This window comes from Paracoccus sp. S4493 (assembly GCF_000967735.1).
GTDB classification, from domain to species: Bacteria; Pseudomonadota; Alphaproteobacteria; order Rhodobacterales; family Rhodobacteraceae; genus Paracoccus; species Paracoccus marcusii.
In genome coordinates this window covers 1-21,627 of the sequence record NZ_JXYF01000073.1, presented here as the reverse complement: position 1 = coordinate 21,627, position 21,627 = coordinate 1, and the positions used below count along the sequence as shown (strand labels likewise).

The following is a 21,627-nucleotide window of genomic DNA, read 5'->3' as shown; positions in this document are numbered from 1 at the left end:
CAGCGCATCGAACAGCGCCAGCGTCGCGTCCAGATCGACCAGCTCGACCAGGAAGGCGCGCGGCCCGATGGGCAGGATGCGGGTCATGCCTGCCACCGCGTTTCGGGCACGTCGGTGACGAACATGTGCCCCGGCGCATGGGTGATGGCAAAGGGCGGGCGCGAGGCCATGACCGCCGCCTGCGGCGTCACCCCGCAGGCCCAGAAGACCGGCACCTGACCCGGGCCGACCGGCACCGGATCGCCGAAATCGGGCCGCTGCAGGTCCGCGATGCCCAGGGCCTCGGGCGCGCCCACATGGACGGGCGCACCATGGACGGCGGGGGTGCGGCCCGAGATCATCGCGGCTTCGGCCACGCGGTCGGCGGGGATGGGGCGCATCGACACGACCAGCCGCCCGGACATCCGCCCCGCCGGGCGGCAGTCGCGGTCGGTCAGGAACATCGGCACATTGCAGCCCCGATCGACATGCGCGACCGGAATGCCCGCCGCCATCAGCGCCCCTTCGAAGGTGAAGGAACAGCCGATCAGGAAGGTCACCAGGTCGGGATGCTCGGCCCAATGGGCGGTGGCGTCGGTGACCTCCTCGGTCAGCACGCCGTCGCGCCAGATGCGATAGAGGGGGATGTCGGTGCGCAGGTCGGCGTCAGGCGCCATGACGGTGCGGTGGCTGCCCGGGTCGGTCACGTCCAGCACCGGGCAGGGTTTCGGGTTGCGCTGCGCGAACAGCAGGAAGTCCCAGGCCCAATCGCGGGGCAGCGAGATCATGTTGCACTGGGTAAAGCCCGGCGCCTGACCCGAGGTCGGGCGCGCAGGTCCCTGCCGCGCGGCCAGCCGCGCCTGCTGCGGGGTCATGCCCCACCCCCGGCGAAGGGCGCGATGGTGACCCCGCCCGCGACCAGCGCATCGCGGACCCGGGCCGCGATGGCCACCGCGCCGGGGCTGTCGCCATGCACGCAGATGCTGTCGGCCTCAAGGCGCAGGATGCTGCCATCCTCGGCCTCCAGCACGCCCTCTGTCGCCAAACGCAGCATGCGCGCGGCGATCAGGTCGGGGTCGTGCAGGACCGCGCCCTTCTGCCTGCGCGAGACCAGCGCGCCCGCGGCGGTATAGGCGCGATCGGCAAAGGCCTCGGCCACCAAGGTCAGGCCCGCGGCGCGCGCCCGCTCCAGCACGGGCGCCCCGGCCAGCCCCATCAGCACCAGCGACGGGTTCACGGCCCTGATGCCCGCGATGACCGCATCGGCCTGGCGCGCATCACCCGCGATGGTGTTGTAGAGCGCGCCATGCGGCTTCACGTAGCTGACCCGCGTGCCCGCCGCCCGCGCCAGACCCTGCAACGCGCCGATCTGATAGATCACGTCGGCGGTCAGGTCGTCGGGCGCCACGTCCATGTTGCGCCGCCCGAAGCCCACGCGGTCGGGATAGCTGACATGCGCCCCCACCGCGACGCCCCCTGCCGCCGCCTGACGCAGCACCGACAGCAGCCCCGCCGGGTCGCCCGCGTGAAAGCCGCAGGCGATGTTGGCGGAGCTGACGATGTCCAGCATCGCGGCGTCGTCACCCATGGTCCAGGGGCCATAGCCCTCGCCCAGGTCGCTGTTCAGGTCGATTGGCATGGATCCTCCTTACACGCCCAGGAAGGCAAAGATGGTGGTGACCGACCGCGCGCCCATGTACCAGGTCAGCGCGCAGACGATGGCTCCAAGTGCCAGCAGCACCCGGTTGTAGCGGTGCCCACCCATCAGGTCGGACCGCGCATAGCCGATATAGGTGAAGATCGTCAGGCCGATGGGCAGGATCAACCCGTTGAAGCCGCCCACGAAGACCAGGATCGCCGCCGGCGCCGTGCCAAGCGCCAGATACACCGCCAGCGAGAACGCGATGAACCCCACCGTCGCCTTGGACCGCGCCGCATCGCTGCGCACGCCCACCACGTCCAGGAAGCTGACCGAGGTATAGGCCGCCCCGATGACCGAGGTCAGCGCCGCCGCCCACAGGACCACGCCGAACACGCGCATCCCCCAATCGCCCGCTGCCGCCTGGAAGGCCTGGGCCGCGGGGTTCGCCGCCTGCGACGACAGGTCCAGCGTCACGCCCGACGCGACGACGCCCAGGATCGCTAGGAACAGCACGAAGCGCATGACGCCCGTGACCGCGATCCCGGTCAGCGCCGCGCGGGTGACGGCGGTCAGATTGTGCGGGCCGGTCAGGCCCTTGTCCAGCAGGCGGTGCGCGCCGGAATAGGTGATGTATCCGCCGACCGTGCCGCCCACGATGGTGGTGATGGTGGCGAAATCGATGCTGTCGGGCCAGATCGTCTGGCGCAGCGCCTCGCCCACGGGCGGGTTCGACTGCACGGCGACGAACAGCACCAGCAGGATCATCACGATGCCCAGCCCGATGATCGCCCGGTCCAGCAGGATCCCCGCCTGCCGCGACAGGAAGATCGCGATGGCCAGCACCGCGGTGATCGCGCCGCCGATCTTGGGGTCCAGGCCCAGCATGGCGTTCAGGCCCAACCCGCCGCCCGCGATGTTGCCCACGTTGAAGGCCAGCCCGCCGATGACGACCAGCGCCGTCAGCAGATAGCCCGCGCCGGGAATGGCCGCGTTCGCGGTCTCTGACGCGCGCTTGCCGGTCAGGGCGGTGATGCGCCAGATGTTCAGCTGGACCACAAAATCGATCAGGATCGAGGCCAGGATCGCGAAGGCGAAGGCCGATCCCATCCGGGCGGTGAAGGTCGCGGTCTGGGTGATGAAGCCCGGGCCGATGGCCGATGTCGCCATCAGGAAGATCGCCGCCAGAAGGCCTCCGCGAAGGCTGGCGGCCGCAACGCTGCGGTCGGTGGTCATGGATGTTTCCCCGTGTCGGACTGTTGTTGATTGCCCCCAGCCTGCCACAATTCCGTGATCCGTCAACGATTATCTGACAGTTGTGTGTCTTTTGTTGAACAATTCGGTATGACCTGCGCGGCAATCTGCCCGAAATCAGGGCAACCGCCCGCTTGCCCTGTCCCTGCCGTCCCGCCATGATCGACCCGACATCACAGGACGATCCATGACCGACACGAATCCCGCAGGTACCATCGCGACTGGACAGGGCCCGTCCGGCCTGGCCGAAGACACCGCGGCCCGGTTGCGCGCACAGGTGATCGCGGGGCACCTGCGCCCCGGACAACGGCTGTCGGAGACGCGGCTGGCAGGCGATCTGTCCGTGTCGCGCAACACGCTGCGCGAGGTGTTCCGCCTGCTGACGCGCGAGGGCCTGCTGACCCATGCGCCCAATCGCGGCGTCTCGGTCGCGGTGCCGACGATGGCAGGGGTGCTGGACATCTATCGCGTCCGCCGCCTGATCGAGGTGCCGGCCCTGGCCCAGGCCTGGCCCCGCCACGCGGCGGTGCTGCGCATGGCCGAATGCGTGGCCCAGGCCCGCATCGCGCGCGAGGCCGGCGACTGGCGCGGGGTGGGCAGCGCGAACATGGCATTTCACGCGGCCATCGTGGCGCTGACCGACAGCCCGCGGCTGACGGCCTTCTTCGCGCAGGCGATGGCGGAGCTGCGGCTGGCCTTCGGGCTGCTGGACAGTCCCGAACAGCTGCACGCGCCGTTCCTGCAAGAGAACGGCGCGATCCTGGAGCTGGTCCAGCAGGGCGACATGGAGGCCGCCGCCACCCGGCTGGCGGATTATCTGGACCGGTCGGAACGCGTCGTGATGACGGCCTTTGCCCGGTTGGAGAACGGCGTCACCCGCGGGTGACGCCGCGCCGCCTCAGCTGCCGGTGACGGCCAACAGCATCAGATAGATGACCGACGGCCCCATCAGGCAGCCCAGCCCCGTATAGAACGTGGCCGTCATCGCGCCGTAAGGCACCAGACGCTTGTCGGTGGCGGCCAGGCCGCCCGCGACGCCGCTGGTCGTGCCCATCAGCCCGCCATAGGCCATCGCCGATTTCGGGTTGTTCAGCCCGATCAGCGGCGCGACGAAGGGCGTGCCGATCATCACCAGGACCGCCTTCAGCAGACCCGCGGCGACGGACAGGGCGATGACCTCGGAACTGGCGCCCAGGGCGGTGCCGGTCACCGGACCCACGATATAGGTCGCGGCCCCGCCGCCGATGGTGGCCATGCTGACCGCATCGGTATAGCCGAAGGCCGCCGCGACCAGCGCCCCCACCGCAAAGGACACGAAGATCCCCAGGGCCAGCGACACGACGCCCGCGGCCCCGGCCTTGCGGATCTCGCGGATGTCGACGCCATAGGCGGTCGACACGATGGCCAGGTCGCGCAGCATGGCCCCGCCCATCAGCCCGATGCCCGCGAACAGCGGCACGTCGGCCAGGCCCTTGGACCCGCCGGTTGCAAGCCCGCCCAGCCAGGCCAGCACCAGGCCGATGATGATTGCCACGGCCGAACCGTGCAGCCGCCCCGCCGACAGCCGGTCGGACAGCTGATAGGACACCCACATCACGACGCCCACGACGACGAAGGCGAAGACCAGCCCGTTCTTGGACAGGATTTCGGTGATCATCTCCATCGCGTCACACCTCCTGCGCCATCAGGGGCGGCAGGGGCGCATCCTGCCCGCCGATCCGCGCCACCACGGGCACCAGCGCCACGCAGGCGATGGTCGCGCCGACGCCCGCGATGATCGCGATGGGACCGCCCGCCAGGGCCGCCACGACGTTCTGCTGGGCCGCCATCGCCACGACGATGGGGATATACATGGCCGACCAGAACAGGATGCCCTGTTCGGACAGCTGCGGCAGCCGCCCGGTGCGGCGCAGCCAATCGGTCGACACGATCAGCAGCAGCATGGCAAAGCCCACACCGCCCACGTTGGACTGGACGCCCAGGATGACGCCCAGCAGATCGCCCAAGATCACGCCTGCCAGATGACAGGCGGCCAAGGCCGCGACTCCATAGATTATCATGGTTTCCTCCCGTTGAATGGCCGGTGCCCCGGGCCGCGTCCTCCTCGACGCGGGCCCGGGCGGCCGGATGTCAGGCCATGGCCTGCGAATACAGTCCCGCATGGGCCTTGCGCAGTTCGGCCTTCTGCACCTTGCCCATGACGTTGCGCGGCAGGGCATCGACGACGATCACCTGCCTGGGTTGCTTGAAGCGCGCCAGATCCGACAGCGCGGCGCGGATCTCGTCCGCGTCCAGCGTGCCCGATTTCGGAACGACGATGGCGGTCACCGCCTCGCCCAGGTCGGGATGGGGCAGGCCGATCACGGCGCTTTCCAGGACGCCCGGCAGCGCGTCGATGGCCTCCTCGACCTCCTTGGGATAGACGTTGTAGCCGCCCGAGATCACCAGGTCCTTGTCGCGGCCCACGATGCGCAGGTAGCCATCCTCCTGGATCGTGCCCAGATCGCCGGTGATGAAGAACCCGTCGGGGCGGAACTCGGCCGCGGTCTTCTCGGGCATGTTCCAGTAGCCCTCGAAGACGTTCGGTCCCTTGACCTCGATCAGGCCGATCTCTCCGGGCGCGACCGGCGCGCCGGTCTCCCGGTCGGTGATGCGCACGGTGATGCCGGGCAGCGCCATGCCCACCGCTCCCGCGATGCGATCGCCGTCATAGGGGTTCGAGGTGATCATGCAGGTCTCGGTCATTCCGTAGCGTTCCAGGATGCGATGCCCGGTCCGTTCGGTGAAGGCGCGGTGATCCTCCGCCAGCAGCGGGGCCGACCCGGACACGAACAGCCGGATGTTCGCGGTCGTCTCGCGGTCCAGGCGCGGCGATTTCAGCAGGCGGGTGTAGAAGGTCGGCACCCCCATCAGCACGGTGGCGCGGTCCATCAGGTCAATCGCCTGTTCGGCGTCGAACTTGGTCAGGAAGATCATCGTCGCGCCCGCGACCAGCGCCATGTTGGCCGCCACGAATAGACCGTGCGTGTGAAAGATCGGCAGCGCGTGGATCAGCCGGTCATTCGCGTCGAACCGCCAATGCTCCAGCAGCGCCTCGGTGTTGGACGCCAGGTTCCCATGCGTCAGCACCGCCCCCTTGGACCGACCCGTCGTCCCCGAGGTATAGAGGATCGCGGCCCGGTCGTCCGGCCCGCACGAATGCGCGTCCTCGCGCGGGGTGGCCGCGGCGGCACGCTCGGCCAGCGTCCCCTGCCCGTCCGCGCCAAGCGTCAGCACCGTCAGCGCATCGCCGGCCCGGTGCGCGTGCGACGCCAGTTGCGCAGGGTCGCACACGAACAGCCGCGGTGCCGCGTCGTCGATGAAATAGTCGATCTCGGCCCCGGTATAGGCGGTGTTCAGCGGCAGGAAGATCCCGCCCACCTGCAGCGTCGCCAGATACAGCGCGATGGCCTCGGGCGACTTCTCGACCTGAACGGCCACGCGGTCGCCGGGCACCACGCCCGCCGCGGTCAGCGCGCCCGCCAGCGCCTCGACCATGCCGCGCATCCGGGCAAAGCTGATGTCGGGCTGGCCGGGGCGTTCGAACAGGGTCTTGCCCTGCATCACCTCGGCGGTCTGGATGAAATGGTCGTGGATGGTCTGCATGCTCGTCTCCTCCCTCAATGTCGTCACGCCTTCAGCGCCTCGGCGATCTGGGCGCCAAGCGCCACCTCGCCGTCGCGCACGAAGGCCTCGTGCCGGTCCTCGATCCGGTCCAGTTCGTACAGATAGTTGATCATCAGCCCATGCGCCGATTTGAGCGCCGAGGGTGCCAGGTCGGCGGGCCAGTTCAGCCGATGCGCGCAGGCCCCGTTGCCCAGGTGGAACCGCGCCACCGGATCGGCGGGCAGCCCGCCCCTTGCCTTGGCCTGGGCGATATAGCGCGCACCCCAGGCCAGAACCTGCGGGCGCAGCGCGTCCACCGCGTCATCGTCCCAGCCCCCGGCCAACGCGCCGCGCAATTCCGCCGCGTCGTCCTGCGTGGCCAGCCATGCGGCAAAGCCCGGCACAGGCGACAGCGTCACATAGCAGCGCAGCTCGGGCAGGTCCGCCGACAGCTGCGCCACCACCTGCTTGATCAGGAAGTTGCCGAAGCTGACACCCTTCAACCCGGGCAGGCTGTTGTTGATCGAATAGAAGACGGCCGTGTCCGCCGCCGCCGGTTCGCGCGCATCCGGCGCGGTCAGGATCGGGCCGATCGCGTCGGGCATGCCCTGGGTCAGCGCCACCTCGACGAAGATCAGCGGCTCGTCCCCGGTGGCGGGGTGGAAGAACGCATACAGACGGCGGTCATTGTCGGCCAGCCGCCGCTTCAGGTCCGGCCAGCCCTGCATCTGGTGGACGCTTTCGTATTTCATCAGCTTTTCCAGGATCGCGGCGGGCGCGTTCCAGTCGATCCTGCGCATGGTCAGAAAGCCGCGGTTGAACCAGCTGGCGAACAGATGCGCGAAATCCTGGTCGATCGGCGCCAGATCGGGGTCCACGCGCATCGCGGCCAGCAGGTCCTGACGCATCCGCACAAGCCGCAGCGTGGCGCCGGGCGCCATGTTCAGCCGGCGCAGCAGGGTCTGGCGGGCAGGCTCGACCACCTCGAACAGATGCGCGACGCCCGCGGCATCGGGCTGGGCGTCCCACGCGGCATAGGCCGTCCGGATCGCCTCCGCATCCACCCCGTGATCGTCGCGCAGGCTGCGAAAGAACGCCAGCCGCTCCTCGGCGTCCAGCTCGGCATAGGCCGACAGCGCCTGCTCGGCCACCGCGACCCGCGCCGCATCCCCGATCCGCCCCATCAGTACCGCACAGGCCACCCGCGCGCGTTCGGATGGGGGGCGTGCCAGCGCCTTCAGCGTCTCGGCCTCGCCGCCGCGCTTGCGCCGCGTGATCGCCTCGACAAAGTCCGACAGGAATCCCAGTCTCTGCTTGCCCATGATGATCCTCCCCCGCAGTGATATACACTGATTCACTTCTGTTGTATACAACAACGGCGATGATGGACTTTTCGTAACCGCTGCGGTGAAGTGCAGGACAGAACAGGTGCCGACATGACCCTTCCCACCGCACAGCGCATCCGCCTTGCCCTGGAAAACGCCATCGTGGATGGCCGCCTGACCCCCGGCCAGCAGATCGACCCCGACCAGGTCGCGCGCGAGTACGGCTGTTCGCGCACGCCCGTGCGCGAGGCGCTGCAGGCGCTAGAGGCGTCGGGCCTGCTGATCGTGCAGCCCAAACGCGGGACCTTCGTGGCCAAGCTGGGCGTGCCCGAGCTGATGGACCGGTTCGAGCTGATGGCCGAGCTGGAATCCTTCTGCGCGCGGCTGGCCTGCAGGCGCGCCGATGCGCAGGACCTGGCCCGCATCAACGCCGCCCTGACCGCCTGCGAAGGCGCGCGCCACGACCCCGACCGGTATTACGCAGAAAACACCGCCTTCCATCAGGCGATCTATCGCGCCGCCCACAACGCCTTTCTGGAAACCGAGACCCTGCGCCTGCAGGCGGTGCTGCAACCCTATCGCCGCCGGCAGCTGCAATCGCCGGGGCGCGTCGCCAATTCCCTGGCCGAACACCGCCAGATCGCCGCGGCCATCGCGGCGGGCGACGCCTGCGGCGCGGCGCAGGCGATGACCGATCACGTGCTGGTCCAGGGCGAACGCTTCCGCGACCTGGTCGCCGTGGTGGGCAGCCTGTCGGCGCCTCAGGCCGGGGGCGTGGCCTTGCGCTGACGGCGGCGTTCCAGCCCCAGGCTGTGTTCGCGCCAGATGATCAGGATGCCCGCCAGGATCACCAGGCCGGACCCGCCGATCACCACCGCGCTTGGCACCTCGCCGAAGACGTACCAGCCCAGAGCCACCGCCCAGATCATCGCGACATAGTCGAACGGTGCCACCACCGACGCGTCGGCATGGCGATAGGCCGAGGTCAGCAGGATCTGCCCCAGCCCGCCCAGCAGCCCCGTGGTGACCAGCTGCGCCAGCACCCAGGCCTCCGGCATCACCCACCCGAAGGGCAGCGTCAGCAGCGACAGCCCCGTCGAGGTGACCGAAAACCAGAAGACGATCGCCGATGTCCGCTCGACCTGGACCAGCTGGCGGACAAAGATCTGCGCCAGGGCCGCGGCCCCTGCCCCGCCAAGCGCCACGACCGCGCCCAGCATCCGCAAGGGGTCGCCCGCCGTCCCCGCCTGCAGCTGCGGCGACAGCACGATCAGCACCCCGGCCAACCCCAGCCCGACCATGCCAAGCCGAAAGGCGCGGACGTTCTCTCCCAAAAACATTCCGGCCAGCACCACCACCAGCAGGGGCGCGGCAAAGCCGATGGCCGTCACCTCGGGCAGGGGCAGCAGGCCAAGCGCCCAGAAGTTCAGCGCCATCGCTGTCGTCCCGACCAGCCCGCGATACAGGTGCCCCATCGGGTTCGCGGTCAGCAGGCCGACCCGCAGTTCCGACCGCAGCACCAGCCAGCCCAGGATCACCGGCAGGGCGAAGAACGACCGAAAGAACACCTGCTGCCCCGGCGGGATCTGGGCGCTGTCGGCGGTCGCCTTGATCAGCGCGGCCATCAGGGTGAACACGGTCACGCTGATGCATTTCAACGCGATGCCGCGCATCGGGGAATCACTGGGAGGCATGCCGGGCGCCTTGATACCGTGGGAGTCGGCCTTGGTGCTACGACGGGATTGCACGATCTGCAACAGACATCGACACGGTGTCAGGATGATGCACTATATGTATATATATCAATGTGTTGTGTAAAACCTTCCCCGCGGGGAAGGTGCTGGCCGCGGGAAAGGGCCCTGCCCTTCCCCGCGGGGAAGATCACTCGATCTGGTCCAGCATTGCGGCCACCGCCGCCTCCAGCTTGCGTCGGTCGATGGTCGAAAAGTCCCGCGGCAGGCGGATCTCAAGGCGACCATTGGCGGCGGTGCATTTCGCGCTGCCCTGCGGGCGCGCAAGCTGGAAGGTCGTCTTGGCCTTGGCGGTCGACGGCGGTGCGGGTGGGGCGGTCCGCGGTGCGGGCCCCTCGGGCAGCGCCTCACCCCCCTGCCCCGCATAGCGGCGCAGCACGGCCAGCTCGTCGGTGATCGACCGCGTGTCCCAGTCCTTCAGCTCGGTCCGGATGGCCGTGACCAGGCCCGGCACCTCCTCCAGCCGCTGCGACAGCGACAGGCCCAGGGCGCGCGGGATCTCCTGCGGATACATCAGCACCTCGCCCAAGCGCTCGACCAGCGGGATGAAGTTCCGGATATAGCTGCGCTTCTGATAGCCCGCCGACCGGAACAGGATCGCCACGGCCTTTTCCGCATCGTTCTCCGCGGTCAGCGGGTCCATCGCGTAATGCACCGCCAGCTGCGCCATCTCGGCAAAAGAGATGTCTTTGCGCACCAGGTTCTCGTCCACCATGCGGCGGTACAGCGCCTCCAGCTGGTCCCCGCGCGCGGCGATGCCCGCGGGGATCCGGCCCCAGGCCTCGGCATCACCCGTCTCCTCCAGCAGCTGGCGATAGGCCGACAGCCGCCGCCACCCCTGGATCAGCTCGTATCGCCCACCCTCGGACGGCTCCAGCCGGATCGGGTTCGACAGGCCGATGTCGCGGATCGAGGCGACCAGCTCGGCCATGTCGAAATCGGCGACCGGCTTGCGGTCACGGATCAGCTTGGTCGTGTCGATCATGTCCAGCGGGATCAGGTCGGTGATCAGCCCTGCCCGCTTCAGCCGCACATGCTCCTGCGCCAAGGCATCGTTCTCGGCGCGGATCTGCGCCTCGATGACCGCGCGGTCGCGGGTCGATTCCACCGTCTCGCTGATGGCGGCAGCCATGGGGCCTCGACGGCCGTCGGGCTGGACCTTCCCCGCGGGGAAGCCGGTTTCGGCGTCGTCGTCGGGGATGTCGATGTCGAACATCCGGCGCTTGCGGCTCATTGCGCGTCCTCCAGCTCGGTCCACGCGGTCAGCACGTGGCCGCGGAATTCCTCATAGGCCTGATCGAAGGTCGCCCGTGCCCGGCGCCACGTCCCGCGCGTCATCTCTCGGTAATCGATCTCATAGATCGACGACAGGAACCGGCCCGACTGCTCGACCGCGCGGGTCAGTTCGATCGGGTTCTGCGCCAACCGATCCCCGAAGACCTGCCGAAAGGCCGCGAACATCGCCTGATGCAGCTCGTTGGACGGCTCGTATCGCGTCATCAGGAACCGGATGTCGGCGAATGCCTTGGGCAACCTGATCTTCCCCGTGGGGAAGTTCTCGAACCCGTGGGACAGATCCTCCAGCGCCTCGGCCAACTGACCGATGAAGCTGGTCGTGCTGTCATACTCCCAATAGCCGGGGCCGGACGGGATATACAGCATGTCTGCGGCAAAGACCGCGTTCATCGACTGGTACCCGATGGCCGGAGGACAGTCGAAGAGGATCAGGTCATAGGCATCGTCCGCCAAGCTGTCCAAAAACCGCGACACCGCGCCGAAGAAGGTCCATTCCGGGTTCAGGTGCCGGTACTGGGCGCTGGCGAACTCGACAAAGGCCGCGTTCGCGCAGCTGGGCACGATGTCGATCGTGGGCCAGGCGGTGGGCTTGATGAAATCCGCGGGCCGCAGCGTGCCCAGACCCATGTCGCGGATCGACGCGGGCAGCTTGCGATGGGGCAGGGCGGTCCCCGTCTCGGCCCCGGCGCTGGCGGTGTTCATGCGGTCGGTCTCGCGCTCAAGGTCGCGCGCCATGATGCCCCAGACGGTGTGATCCTCGCCCACGTCGTTCAGGCCCATCGAATGGGACAGGGTCGCCTGCGGGTCGAAGTCGACGACCAGAACCCGGTACCCATCCAGCGCCGCCGCATGGGCAAAGTGCAGCGCCACGGTCGACTTGCCCGCACCGCCCTTGAAGTTGGCGATGGCCGCGCGGAAGGCGCGCTTGCCGGCGGGGCGGGGCGGCATCAGGGACTTCTTGCCCACGCGGATGCGGCGACGCAGCTCGTTCACCTCCTCCAGGCTGAACCAGCGCTGGCGCCCGTCCTCCTCGACTTCCCCGAGGGGAAGGTTCGGGTCCGCCGCCAGCTTGCCGCGGAAGGTCGACTGGTTGATGCGGAAGATCAACTCGGCCACCTCCCAAGAGGAGAAGCGGCGCAGCGTCTTCTCGTTGGCGGGGCTGAAGGTCTGGCGGCGAATCCAGCCCTGCATCTTGAGAGACTGGGCCTGCAGACGGGCAAGGTCGTCGTGCGTATACATGTTGTGTCGGTTTCCAAGGACGCTGATTGCTTCTGTTCCTGCTTTTACGCCGGATTTGCGCTTTTGGCAAAAGCCTTGTTCACTGATAGCACGAAATGCGGAAATCCAGCCCTTGCTGGCGAATCATCGCGCGCCAAGGTGGCGCGAAGGCCACGGCCTCGAGGGGCAGGGGGCGGATATTGGGGGACATGTTCCGTCGAACCCCTGCCAATTGGGGGACACGGGCGCCGGAATAGGGGACGCATAGGATGTCCCGCTATACCATTGATACCCTGATTCAAGATTGCCTTTGGATCCTTCCGCCCGAGGGCGGGCGATCTGCTTGACAGAATCGCATTTCAGGACGCTAATGCCTGCAGAGTGGCGAAAGGCGTTTGGGACGGCACAAGATCTCGGCGCGGCCGGGGCAGGGTGCCGGGCGACCGGCGGGCAGGAACGATGATGCAGGTGATGCGACCCGTCGGCAGGCAAGCCGCGGCACGGAAATACGACCTGCTGTCCGCGATGATGGCGCATGCGCTGGCGGGCGATCCGCAGCGCCAGAGGCTGGTGCTGCGCCTGATGGCGCTGATCACCACCCGCTACAACTGGCAGCGCGACGAGCTGACCATGGGCCAGCGCGAGATCGCGCGACTGTGGTGCGTGGACGAACGCACCGTCAAGCGCGACATGGCGCGGCTGCGCGAAACGGGCTGGATCGTGGTCAAGCGCCAGGGCGCGCGGGGCCGCGTGTCCGTGCTGGGCCTGGGCCTGGAACGCATCATGCTGGACACGCGAGCGGACTGGTCCAACATCGGCGAGGATTTCACCGCCCGCATGGGCGAGGAGGCGCAGGAGGCGGGCGACCCGCCGAACGTCGTCCCGTTCCGCCGCCCCGACGGCACATCCGCGGAGGAGGGCGGTCAGGACGGGGTCTGGCCGCTGATCCGCGCGCGGCTGCGCGACGAGGACCCGGCGCTGTTCGACGCCTGGTTCGCGCCGCTGTCATCGGCGGAAGGGCAGGGGGGCGTCCTGCATCTGGTCGCGCCGTCGCGGTTCCACGCCACCTATGTGCGCACGCATCTGCTGGCCCGCTTGCAGATGGCCGCGCGGCGCAGCGACCCGACCCTGGGAGAGGTGCGCGTCACCCCGGGATGATCGGTCCGCCCGCCGGGGCGCTGTCGCAGAACTGTCACACGGATTGCGTATGACCGTCACAAAACTGCTGTAGGCACACCGGGCAACGATCACCTCCTGAGGAGAAGACGCATGAAGACCTTTGGCCTAACCGCTTCGGCCCTGTCCGTCCTGGCCTTGACCGCCACCGCAGCCGCCGCGCGCGAACAGGTGCAGGTCGCGGGTTCGTCGACCGTGCTGCCCTACGCCACGATCGTCGCCGAGCTGTTCGGTGAGAATTTCGATTTCGGAAGCCCGGTCATCGAATCGGGCGGATCCTCCACCGGTCTGCGCCGCTTCTGCGAGGGCGTGGGCGAGAACACCATCGACATCGCCAATTCCAGCCGCGAGATCCGCGACAGCGAGGTCGAGGAATGTGCCGCCAACGGCGTGACCGACATCATGGAGGTGCGCATCGGCTATGACGGGATCGTCTTCGCCAGCGCGCAGTCGGGCAACAGTTTTGCCTTCACCCCCGCCGACTGGTTCAATGCGCTGTCGGCCAAGGTCGTGCGCGACGGTGCGATCGTCGACAACACCGCCGCCAACTGGAACGAGGTGAACCCCGAGTTGCCCGACCAGGAGATCCTGGCCTTCGTACCGGGCACCCGTCACGGGACGCGCGAAGTCTTTGACGAGAAGGTGATCGCGCAGGGCTGCGAGGACAGCGGCGCGCTGGAGGTGTTCACCGCCGAGCTGGGCGAGGAGGAGGCCGAGGCCGCCTGCATGACGCTGCGCACCGACGGCCGGTCGGTCGACATCGACGGCGACTATACCGAGACGCTGGCCCGCATCGGGTCGTCCCCGAACGGCATCGGCGTCTTCGGCCTGTCCTTCTACGAGAACAACATGGACACGCTGCAGGTTGCGACCATGTCCGGCGTCACCCCCTCGACCGAGACGATCGCCTCGGGCGAATACCCGGTGTCGCGGCCGCTGTTCATCTATGTGAAGAAGGCGCATATCGGCCTCATCCCGGGCGTCAAGGAATTCGCCGAATTCTTCGTCTCGGACGCGATCGCGGGACCGGACGGGCCGCTGGCCGCCTATGGCCTGGTCTCGGACCCCGAGCTGGCATCGGTCCAGCAGGCCGTGGCCGACGAGACCACCATGCAGTGATGCACCCGTCCGACCGGTGCGCCGCGCCGGTCGGACATTCCCCCTGACCCATCCACCCGAGGTTGCCAGATGCCAATGTCCTGGGCCCTGCTTGCCGCGATCCTGCTGGCCGTGGCCGGATTCCTTCTGGGCCGCAGCCGCGCCCATGCGACCGCCGCACAGGACGTGCGCACCCTGCACAGTCGCCCCGCCTATCACGGCATGAACGCCGCCCTTGCGGTGATGCTGCCCGCGCTGGTGGTGCTGATCCTGGCATCGGGGCTGCGGATGTCCGGGGTGATCCCTGTCGCGTCGGGCCCCGTGGCCGGGCTGCTGGCACTGGCCGCCGCGGTCGCGGGCCTGGGCTGGGCCGTGACGCGGGCCGGCCGCGGGTTTCGCGCGCGCAATTCGGTCGAGCGGATGGTGCTGGGCCTGATGATCTTCTGTTCGATGATCGCCATCGCCACCACGGTCGGCATCGTCCTGTCGCTGATCTTCGAGACGATCAGCTTCTTCCGCCAGTACAGCCTGGCCGATTTCTTCTTCAGCACCGTCTGGTCGCCGCGCTTCGAGGGCAATTCGCGTCTTGGCATGCTGCCGCTGCTGTGGGGGACGCTGTACATCAGCTTCATCGCGCTGCTGGTGGCGGTGCCCATCGGCCTGTTGGCGGCGATCTACCTGTCGGAATATGCCAGCCCCCGCCTGCGCAGCATCGCCAAGCCCGCGGTCGAGGTGCTGGCCGGCATCCCGACCATCGTCTATGGCCTGTTCGCGCTGGTGACGGTCGGGCCGATGCTGCGCGACTGGATCGCGCAGCCCCTGGGCCTGGGCAATTCCGGGTCGTCGGTGATGACCGCGGGGCTGGTCATGGGGATCATGCTGATCCCCTTCGTCAGCTCTCTGTCCGACGACATCATCAACGCGGTGCCCCAGAGCCTGCGCGACGGCGCCCTGGGCCTGGGCTCGACGCCCTCCGAGACGGTGCGCAGCGTCGTGCTGCCCGCCGCCCTGCCGGGCATCGTGGGCGCCATCCTGCTGGCCGCCAGCCGCGCCATCGGAGAGACGATGATCGTGGTCCTGGGCGCCGGCGCCGCCGCCACGATCAGCGCCAACCCGTTCGAGGCGATGACCACCATCACGGTCAAGATCGTCAGCCAGCTGACGGGCGACAACGACTTCTCCTCGCCCGAGACGCTGGTGGCCTTTGCCCTGGGGCTGACGCTGTTCGTCATCACCCTAGGCCTGAACGTCATCGCGCTTATCATCGTGCGCAAGTATCGCGAGCAGTACGAATGACCGATCATCCCCGCGCCACCGGCGCCAAGTCGCTCTATGTCCAGGACGCGCGCACCCGCCGCCGCAACGCCGCCGAGAAACGGTTCCGCGCCTACGGGCTGACGGCCATCGTCATCGCCTGCACGATGCTGGCAGTGCTGGTCTTCACGATTGTGCGCAATGGCACAGGAGCCTTTTATCAGACCTATCTATCTCTCCCCGTGGCGCTGGATGCGCAGGTGCTGGACCCCAAGGGCAACCGCGACCCGGCCGAGATGGCGGGCGTGCTGACCCTGTCCTATGGCCAGGTGCTGGACCGCGCGCTGGATACCGAGATCGAAACGCTCGGATTGGAGATCGAGGGTTTGGGCTCCGGAGATGCAAATCAGCTGATCTCGCGCGATGCCTCGGCGCAGCTGCGCAATCGGGTGCTGGCCGATCCCGAGTTGGTCGGGCAGACGGTGGACGTGAATGTCCTGGTGAACGGCCGCATCGACGGCTATTTCAAGGGCCGCGTCACTGCCGAGACGGCAGAACGGGATTCCAATGTCTCCCCCCAGCAATTGTTGCTGGCCCAAGCCTTGGCCGACAACGGCACCTTGGTCACGCGGTTCAACTGGGCCTTCATGACCCTGCCCGACGCCTCCGACCAGCGCCCGGAATCGGCCGGCGTGGGCGTGGCGATCCTGGGCTCGCTCTACATGATGCTGGTGGTGCTGGTGCTGGCGGTGCCCATCGGGGTCGCGGCCTCGATCTATCTGGAGGAGTTCGCGCCCAGGAACCGCTGGACCGACCTGATCGAGGTCAATATCGCCAACCTGGCCGCGGTACCGTCGATCGTTTTCGGAATCCTGGGCCTGGCGGTCTTCATCAACTTTGCGGGGCTGCCTGCATCGGCACCCATCGTGGGGGGGCTGGTGCTGACGCTGATGACCCTGCCCACCATCATCATCGCCACCCGCGCGGCGTTGAAGGCGGTGCCGCCCTCGATCCGCGACGCGGCCCTGGGCGTCGGCGCCAGCCGCATGCAGACGGTGTTCCACCACGTCCTGCCGCTGGCCGCGCCCGGCATCCTGACCGGCACGATCATCGGCCTGGCCCAGGCCCTGGGAGAGACTGCGCCGCTGCTGCTGATCGGCATGGTGGCCTTCGTGCGCGAGTTTCCCGCCGCCCCGCCCGAGGGTCTGTTCGATCCCGCATCCGCCCTGCCGGTCCAGGTCTACAACTGGACGCAGCGCAGCGATCCGGCCTTTGTCGAGCGCGCCTCGGGCGCCATCATCGTCCTGCTGATCTTCCTTCTGTGCATGAACCTGCTGGCGATCTTCCTTCGCCGCAAGTTCGAGCGCCGCTGGTGATCGGCCCACAGGAGAGCCACCATGTATGACACCATCCGATCGGAGAGCGCCGTGAGCCAGCAGGACATCAAGATTTCCGCACGTGACGTGCAGGTCTTCTATGGCGAGAAGCAGGCGATCAAAGACCTGAACGTCGAGATCCTGGACAAGACCGTCACCGCCTTCATCGGCCCGTCGGGCTGCGGCAAGTCCACCTTCCTGCGCTGCATCAACCGCATGAACGACACGATCGACAGCGCCCGGATCGCGGGCCGGATCACCATCGACGGCGAGGACATCTATGACCGCCGGATCGACCCGGTGCAGCTGCGCGCCAAGGTCGGCATGGTGTTCCAGAAGCCGAACCCGTTCCCCAAGTCAATCTATGACAACGTGGCATACGGCCCGCGCATCCACGGCCTGGCCCGCGGCAAGGCCGAGCTGGACGAGATCGTCGAACGCTCGCTGCGCGGCGCGGCCCTGTGGAACGAGGTCAAGGACCGCCTGTCCGAGCCAGGCACGGGCCTGTCGGGCGGCCAGCAGCAGCGCCTGTGCATCGCGCGCGCGGTGGCCACGTCCCCCGAGGTGCTGCTGATGGACGAGCCCTGCAGCGCGCTGGACCCCATCGCCACCAGCCAGGTCGAGGAATTGATCGAGCAGCTGCGCACGCAGTTTTCCGTGGTCATCGTGACCCATTCGATGCAGCAGGCTGCCCGCGTCAGCCAGAAGACCGCCTTCTTCCATCTGGGCAACCTGGTCGAATACGGTGATACCGACGACATCTTCACGAAGCCCCGGGACAGCCGGACCGAGGCCTATATCTCGGGCCGGATCGGCTGATCGAAAGGATCTGACATGAACCGCGACAAGCATATCTCCTCGGTCTTCGATCGCGACCTGGAGACGATCCAGGCGATGGTCGTCAAGATGGGCGGCATGGTCGAGGCCGCGATCACCGACGCCTCGACCGCGCTGGACACGCGCGACCAGGAGCTGGCCGACCAGGTCCGCCGCCGCGACAAGGCCATCGACGCGATGGAGATCCAGATCAACGAGGACGCCGCCCGCCTGATCGCGCTGCGCGCCCCCACCGCGACCGACCTGCGGATGGTGCTGGCGGTGATGAAGATCTCGGCCTCGCTGGAACGTGTGGGCGATTACGCCAAGAACATGGCCAAGCGCACCGAGGTGCTGTCCCAGATGCCCGCCATCGCCGGATCGGGCATGGCGCTGCGCCGGATGAGCCAGGCCGTGAACCGGATGCTGCAGGACGCGCTGGACAGCTATATCCGCCGCGACGCCGACCTGGCCCATGACGTGCGTCAGCGCGACCTGGAGGTGGACCAGATGTACAACGCGCTGTTCCGCGAGTTCCTGACCCACATGATGGAGGACCCGCGCAACATCACCCCCTGCATGCACCTGCATTTCATCGCCAAGAACGTCGAGCGGATGGGCGACCATGCGACGTCCATCGCCGAGCAGGTGGTCTATCTGGTCACGGGCGACCTGCCCGACGAGGCGCGCCCGAAAAGCAGCAGCGTCGTGGCCCCTGCGGCGGAGGTCTGAGGGATGGCGCGCCAGGCCCCCTGCGTGTTGGTCGTCGAGGACGAGGGCGCACAGCGCGAAGTCCTGCATTACAACCTCGAGGCCGAGGGTTTCGACGTGGTCATGGCCGACAACGGCGAGGACGCGCTGCTGCTGGTGGCGGAGGAGCAGCCGGACCTGATCGTGCTGGACTGGATGCTGCCGCGCGTGTCGGGCATCGAGGTCTGCCGCCAGGTCAAGGCCGATCCCGCGACCCGCAACATCCCGATCATCATGCTGTCCGCGCGCAGCGAGGAGGTCGACCGCGTCCGCGGCCTGGAGACGGGCGCCGACGATTACGTGGTCAAACCCTATTCCGTGGTCGAGCTGCTGGCCCGCCTGCGCACCCAGCTGCGCCGCACCCGCCCCGCCACGATGGGCGAGCGGCTGACCTTTGCGGACATCATCCTAGACGCCGCCGAACACCGGGTGTTCCGCGCCGGCCAGACGCTGCATCTGGGCCCGACCGAGTTCCGGCTGCTGTCCACGATGATGGAGAAGCCGGGCCGCGTCTGGACGCGCGAACAGCTGCTGGACCGGGTCTGGGGGCGCGACATCTATGTCGACACGCGCACCATCGACGTGCATGTGGGCCGCCTGCGCAAGGCGCTGATGAAGAACGGGGGCGACGACCCGCTGCGCACCGTGCGCGGCGTGGGCTATGCCCTGGGCTGAGGTCCGGACCTAGGCCGCCAGCCCCGCATAGATGCCGCCCTGGGACAGCAGGTCGGCATGGCTGCCCATCTCGACCACGCGGCCCCGGTCCATGACCACGATGCGGTCGGCGTTCCGGATCGTGCCCAGCCTGTGGGCGATCACCAGCGTGGTGCGCCCGACCGACAGGGCGTCCAGCGCCGACTGGATCTCGCGTTCGGTCTGGCTGTCCAGGGCGCTGGTCGCCTCGTCCAGGATCAGGATCGGCGGGTTCTTCAGGAAGGCCCGCGCGATGGCCACGCGCTGCTTCTGCCCGCCCGACAGCATCACCCCGCGTTCGCCCACGACCGTGTCCAGGCCCTGCGGCAGGCCTTCGATCATCTGCGCCAGCTGCGCCTTGGCGGCGGCCTGCGCGATCTCCATGTCCGAGGCGTCCAGGCGGCCATAGGCGATGTTCTCGCGCAGCGTGCCGCCGAAAAGGAACACGTCCTGGCTGACCAGGCCGATCTGGCGGCGCAGGCTGTGCAGGCGCATCGCGGGCAGGTCCATCCCGTCGACGACGATGCGCCCCTGGCTGGGTTCGTAGAACCGCGGCAGCAGCGCCAGCAGCGTGGTCTTGCCCGCGCCCGAGGGGCCGACGAAGGCCACCGTCTCTCCGGCGCGGATGTCCAGGTCGATCCCCGACAGGATCGGGCGGTCGGGGTCATAGGCAAAGCCCACCCCCTCGAACCGGATGTCGCCGCGCAGGGCGGGGGCGTCGATCGCGTCGGGTGCGTCGGCGATCTCGGGGTCGGTGGCCAGCAGCTCCTGATAGCGGCGGAATCCGGCGATGCCGCGGGGATAGGTCTCGATCACCGCGGCGATCTTCTCCAGCGGGCGATAGAAGACGCCCACCAGCAACAGAAAGCCCACGAAGCCGCCGGTGGTCAGTTCGCCCGACAGCACGAAGCCCGCGCCCATGACCATGACGATGACCTGCACAAGCCGCAGGCCCATGTACTGCAGCGCGCTGGACGCCGCCATCACGCGGTACGCGTCCAGCTTGGCCTGGCGATAGCGAGCGTTGTCGGCGGCGAAGAGATGGCTCTCATGCGCCTCGTTGCCGAAGGCCTGCACCACGCGGACGCCGCCCAGGGTCTCCTCCAAGCGCACGTTGAAATCGCCGACGCGGGAATAGATCGCGCGCCAGGTCGCCGTCATCCGCCCGCCATAGACGATCACCAGGGCCAGCATGGCCGGCACGATCAGCGCCACGATGACCGCCAGCTGCGGGTTGATCCAGAACATCAGCAGGAACGCGCCGACGAAGGTCATCAGCGCGATGAAGGCGTCCTCGGGGCCGTGATGGGCGACCTCTCCGATCTCCTCCAGGTCACGGGTGACGCGGGCGACCAGCTTGCCGGTGCGCGCACGGTCGTACCAGCGCCAGGACAGCCGCGTCAGATGGTCGAAGGCGCGGGCCCGCATCGCGGTCTCGATGTTGATGCCCAGCTTGTGCCCCCAGTAGATCACCACCGTCAGCAGCCCGGCATTGACCGCATAAAGCGCCAGCAGCCCCCCCGCCGCGGCCAGGGTCAGTGTCCAGTCGCCCTGCGGCAGCAGGTGGTCGATGAAGGCGGTGACGGCCAGCGGAAAGGCCAGCTCCAGCAGACCCGAGACGACCGCGCAGCCGAAATCCAGCCAGAACAGGCCCAGATGCGGACGATAGTAGGAAAAGAACTGTTTCAGCATGCGGCCTCTCAGGCGGGGATGGCGACGGGGCGTCCGTCGGGGCGGGTCAGGACCTGCATCGGCAGGCCATAGATGTCGTGCAGCGTGTCGGGGCGCATCAGGGCGTCCGGGCCGCCCTGCCAGACCAGCCGCCCGGCCTTCAGCGCCACGACATGGTCGCAGAACCGCGCGGCCATGTTGACGTCGTGCAGCACGATGACGGCACTGCGCCCCTGGTCGTGGCACATCGCGGCGACCAGGGCCAGCACCTCGACCTGGTGGGCGATGTCCAGCGCGCTGATCGGTTCGTCCAGCAGCAGCGTGCCCGCCTGCTGCGCGACCATCATGGCCAGCCAGACGCGCTGGCGTTCGCCGCCCGACAGGGTGTCGACCAGCCGATCGGCAAAGCCCGCAACCCCGCATTCGTCCAGAGCGCGGGCGACGGCGGCATGATCGGCGGGGCCGAAGCGGCCCAGGGCGCCGTGCCAGGGATAGCGGCCAAGGGCCACCAGTTCGCGCACCAGCATGCCATCGGCCGGGGGCGTGGTCTGGGGCAGGAAGGCCATGCGGCGGGCCAGGTCGCGGGCGGGCCAGTCGGCCAGGGCGCGCCCCTCGAACCGGGCGGTGCCGCCTGCCGGGACCTGTCGGGCCAGCGCGCGCAGCAGCGTGGATTTGCCCGACCCGTT

21 protein-coding genes are annotated in these 21,627 nt (G+C 68.3%); 9 read left to right on the top strand and 12 right to left on the bottom strand.

Going from position 1 to position 21,627, the window contains the following annotated elements:
- Positions 1-83: 83 nt before the first annotated feature.
- Genes TW83_RS11940 through TW83_RS11930 form a run of 3 tightly spaced genes read right to left on the bottom strand, consistent with a single transcriptional unit; the run spans position 84 to position 2,854 of the window.
- On the bottom strand, positions 84-854 hold the full coding sequence (locus TW83_RS11940) for a putative hydro-lyase (RefSeq protein ID WP_045983003.1): 771 nt from the start codon (positions 852-854) through the stop codon (positions 84-86).
- On the bottom strand, positions 851-1,618 hold the full coding sequence (locus TW83_RS11935; protein ID WP_045983002.1) for a 5-oxoprolinase subunit PxpA: 768 nt from the start codon (positions 1,616-1,618) through the stop codon (positions 851-853). The genes TW83_RS11940 and TW83_RS11935 overlap by 4 nt, the downstream gene beginning before the upstream one ends.
- A gap of 9 nt (positions 1,619-1,627) precedes the next feature.
- A complete protein-coding gene (locus tag TW83_RS11930; protein WP_045983001.1) occupies positions 1,628-2,854 on the bottom strand; it encodes an NRAMP family divalent metal transporter in 1,227 nt (408 codons plus the stop codon).
- A gap of 205 nt (positions 2,855-3,059) precedes the next feature.
- Here TW83_RS11930 and TW83_RS11925 point away from each other — a divergent pair, with 205 nt between their 5' ends.
- Positions 3,060-3,758 (top strand): GntR family transcriptional regulator, encoded by a 699-nt coding sequence (locus tag TW83_RS11925; RefSeq protein ID WP_045983000.1) that lies wholly within the window; start codon positions 3,060-3,062, stop codon positions 3,756-3,758.
- Between the two features lie 12 nt (positions 3,759-3,770).
- Here the strand turns inward: TW83_RS11925 and madM are convergent, their stop codons facing one another.
- From madM to TW83_RS11905, 4 genes are all read right to left on the bottom strand, one after another.
- A complete protein-coding gene (gene madM, locus TW83_RS11920; RefSeq protein WP_045982999.1) occupies positions 3,771-4,535 on the bottom strand; it encodes a malonate transporter subunit MadM in 765 nt (254 codons plus the stop codon).
- A 4-nt stretch (positions 4,536-4,539) separates the two neighbouring features.
- Positions 4,540-4,932 carry a malonate transporter subunit MadL gene (gene madL, locus TW83_RS11915; RefSeq protein WP_045982998.1) on the bottom strand — a complete coding sequence of 131 codons (393 nt, stop codon included), beginning with the start codon at positions 4,930-4,932 and terminating at the stop codon, positions 4,540-4,542.
- Positions 4,933-5,002: 70 nt separating this feature from the next.
- Positions 5,003-6,517 carry a malonyl-CoA synthase gene (locus tag TW83_RS11910; RefSeq protein WP_045982997.1) on the bottom strand — a complete coding sequence of 505 codons (1,515 nt, stop codon included), beginning with the start codon at positions 6,515-6,517 and terminating at the stop codon, positions 5,003-5,005.
- Positions 6,518-6,540: 23 nt separating this feature from the next.
- A complete protein-coding gene (locus tag TW83_RS11905; RefSeq protein WP_052714854.1) occupies positions 6,541-7,839 on the bottom strand; it encodes a malonyl-CoA decarboxylase family protein in 1,299 nt (432 codons plus the stop codon).
- A gap of 114 nt (positions 7,840-7,953) precedes the next feature.
- On the opposite strand from TW83_RS11905, the gene TW83_RS11900 reads away from it, so the two are divergent.
- Positions 7,954-8,631: a GntR family transcriptional regulator gene (locus tag TW83_RS11900; protein ID WP_045982996.1), complete on the top strand. Its 678-nt coding sequence runs from the start codon at positions 7,954-7,956 to the stop codon at positions 8,629-8,631.
- Here TW83_RS11900 and TW83_RS11895 read toward each other — a convergent pair.
- The 3 genes from TW83_RS11895 to TW83_RS11885 all read right to left on the bottom strand — a co-directional run bounded on the left by TW83_RS11895 (position 8,604) and on the right by TW83_RS11885 (position 12,128).
- Complete coding sequence (locus tag TW83_RS11895) at positions 8,604-9,536, bottom strand: DMT family transporter (RefSeq protein WP_045982995.1); 933 nt, start codon at positions 9,534-9,536, stop codon at positions 8,604-8,606. The two genes, TW83_RS11900 and TW83_RS11895, sit on opposite strands and share 28 nt — an antisense overlap.
- A gap of 187 nt (positions 9,537-9,723) precedes the next feature.
- The gene (locus TW83_RS11890) at positions 9,724-10,827 is read right to left on the bottom strand and encodes a ParB N-terminal domain-containing protein (protein ID WP_045982994.1); all 1,104 of its coding nucleotides are present in this window, start codon (positions 10,825-10,827) and stop codon (positions 9,724-9,726) included.
- Entirely contained in the window at positions 10,824-12,128 is a 1,305-nt protein-coding gene (locus tag TW83_RS11885; RefSeq protein WP_045982993.1) for an AAA family ATPase, read from the bottom strand. Before TW83_RS11885 ends, TW83_RS11890 begins: the two co-directional genes overlap by 4 nt.
- 441 nt (positions 12,129-12,569) lie before the next feature.
- On the opposite strand from TW83_RS11885, the gene TW83_RS11880 reads away from it, so the two are divergent.
- The 7 genes from TW83_RS11880 to phoB all read left to right on the top strand — a co-directional run bounded on the left by TW83_RS11880 (position 12,570) and on the right by phoB (position 19,252).
- On the top strand, positions 12,570-13,265 hold the full coding sequence (locus TW83_RS11880) for a DnaA N-terminal domain-containing protein (RefSeq protein WP_045982992.1): 696 nt from the start codon (positions 12,570-12,572) through the stop codon (positions 13,263-13,265).
- A 111-nt stretch (positions 13,266-13,376) separates the two neighbouring features.
- On the top strand, positions 13,377-14,402 hold the full coding sequence (locus TW83_RS11875; protein WP_045982991.1) for a substrate-binding domain-containing protein: 1,026 nt from the start codon (positions 13,377-13,379) through the stop codon (positions 14,400-14,402).
- A 69-nt stretch (positions 14,403-14,471) separates the two neighbouring features.
- The gene (gene pstC, locus TW83_RS11870) at positions 14,472-15,677 is read left to right on the top strand and encodes a phosphate ABC transporter permease subunit PstC (RefSeq protein ID WP_045982990.1); all 1,206 of its coding nucleotides are present in this window, start codon (positions 14,472-14,474) and stop codon (positions 15,675-15,677) included.
- Entirely contained in the window at positions 15,674-17,011 is a 1,338-nt protein-coding gene (gene pstA / locus TW83_RS11865; RefSeq protein WP_045982989.1) for a phosphate ABC transporter permease PstA, read from the top strand. Before pstC ends, pstA begins: the two co-directional genes overlap by 4 nt.
- Before the next feature lie 21 nt (positions 17,012-17,032).
- Positions 17,033-17,830: a phosphate ABC transporter ATP-binding protein PstB gene (gene pstB, locus TW83_RS11860; protein WP_045982988.1), complete on the top strand. Its 798-nt coding sequence runs from the start codon at positions 17,033-17,035 to the stop codon at positions 17,828-17,830.
- 15 nt (positions 17,831-17,845) lie between these two features.
- The gene (gene phoU / locus TW83_RS11855; RefSeq protein WP_045982987.1) at positions 17,846-18,559 is read left to right on the top strand and encodes a phosphate signaling complex protein PhoU; all 714 of its coding nucleotides are present in this window, start codon (positions 17,846-17,848) and stop codon (positions 18,557-18,559) included.
- A gap of 3 nt (positions 18,560-18,562) precedes the next feature.
- Positions 18,563-19,252 carry a phosphate regulon transcriptional regulator PhoB gene (gene phoB / locus TW83_RS11850; protein WP_045982986.1) on the top strand — a complete coding sequence of 230 codons (690 nt, stop codon included), beginning with the start codon at positions 18,563-18,565 and terminating at the stop codon, positions 19,250-19,252.
- A gap of 9 nt (positions 19,253-19,261) precedes the next feature.
- Here phoB and TW83_RS11845 read toward each other — a convergent pair whose 3' ends face one another.
- The gene (locus tag TW83_RS11845) at positions 19,262-20,962 is read right to left on the bottom strand and encodes an ABC transporter ATP-binding protein (RefSeq protein WP_045982985.1); all 1,701 of its coding nucleotides are present in this window, start codon (positions 20,960-20,962) and stop codon (positions 19,262-19,264) included.
- An 8-nt stretch (positions 20,963-20,970) separates the two neighbouring features.
- Positions 20,971-21,627, bottom strand: a 657-nt coding sequence (locus TW83_RS11840; protein ID WP_045982984.1) for an ABC transporter ATP-binding protein, incomplete at its 5' end; no start/stop codon positions are given.

Coding starts and splice junctions, on each gene's coding strand:
- TW83_RS11940 (WP_045983003.1), bottom strand. CDS start 854: ATGACCCCGCAGCAGGCGCGGCTGGCCGCGCGGCAGGGACCTGCGCGC.
- TW83_RS11935 (WP_045983002.1), bottom strand. CDS start 1,618: ATGCCAATCGACCTGAACAGCGACCTGGGCGAGGGCTATGGCCCCTGG.
- TW83_RS11930 (WP_045983001.1), bottom strand. CDS start 2,854: ATGACCACCGACCGCAGCGTTGCGGCCGCCAGCCTTCGCGGAGGCCTT.
- TW83_RS11925 (WP_045983000.1), top strand. CDS start 3,060: ATGACCGACACGAATCCCGCAGGTACCATCGCGACTGGACAGGGCCCG.
- madM (WP_045982999.1), bottom strand. CDS start 4,535: ATGGAGATGATCACCGAAATCCTGTCCAAGAACGGGCTGGTCTTCGCC.
- madL (WP_045982998.1), bottom strand. CDS start 4,932: ATGATAATCTATGGAGTCGCGGCCTTGGCCGCCTGTCATCTGGCAGGC.
- TW83_RS11910 (WP_045982997.1), bottom strand. CDS start 6,517: ATGCAGACCATCCACGACCATTTCATCCAGACCGCCGAGGTGATGCAG.
- TW83_RS11905 (WP_052714854.1), bottom strand. CDS start 7,839: ATGGGCAAGCAGAGACTGGGATTCCTGTCGGACTTTGTCGAGGCGATC.
- TW83_RS11900 (WP_045982996.1), top strand. CDS start 7,954: ATGACCCTTCCCACCGCACAGCGCATCCGCCTTGCCCTGGAAAACGCC.
- TW83_RS11895 (WP_045982995.1), bottom strand. CDS start 9,536: ATGCCTCCCAGTGATTCCCCGATGCGCGGCATCGCGTTGAAATGCATC.
- TW83_RS11890 (WP_045982994.1), bottom strand. CDS start 10,827: ATGAGCCGCAAGCGCCGGATGTTCGACATCGACATCCCCGACGACGAC.
- TW83_RS11885 (WP_045982993.1), bottom strand. CDS start 12,128: ATGTATACGCACGACGACCTTGCCCGTCTGCAGGCCCAGTCTCTCAAG.
- TW83_RS11880 (WP_045982992.1), top strand. CDS start 12,570: ATGCAGGTGATGCGACCCGTCGGCAGGCAAGCCGCGGCACGGAAATAC.
- TW83_RS11875 (WP_045982991.1), top strand. CDS start 13,377: ATGAAGACCTTTGGCCTAACCGCTTCGGCCCTGTCCGTCCTGGCCTTG.
- pstC (WP_045982990.1), top strand. CDS start 14,472: ATGCCAATGTCCTGGGCCCTGCTTGCCGCGATCCTGCTGGCCGTGGCC.
- pstA (WP_045982989.1), top strand. CDS start 15,674: ATGACCGATCATCCCCGCGCCACCGGCGCCAAGTCGCTCTATGTCCAG.
- pstB (WP_045982988.1), top strand. CDS start 17,033: ATGTATGACACCATCCGATCGGAGAGCGCCGTGAGCCAGCAGGACATC.
- phoU (WP_045982987.1), top strand. CDS start 17,846: ATGAACCGCGACAAGCATATCTCCTCGGTCTTCGATCGCGACCTGGAG.
- phoB (WP_045982986.1), top strand. CDS start 18,563: ATGGCGCGCCAGGCCCCCTGCGTGTTGGTCGTCGAGGACGAGGGCGCA.
- TW83_RS11845 (WP_045982985.1), bottom strand. CDS start 20,962: ATGCTGAAACAGTTCTTTTCCTACTATCGTCCGCATCTGGGCCTGTTC.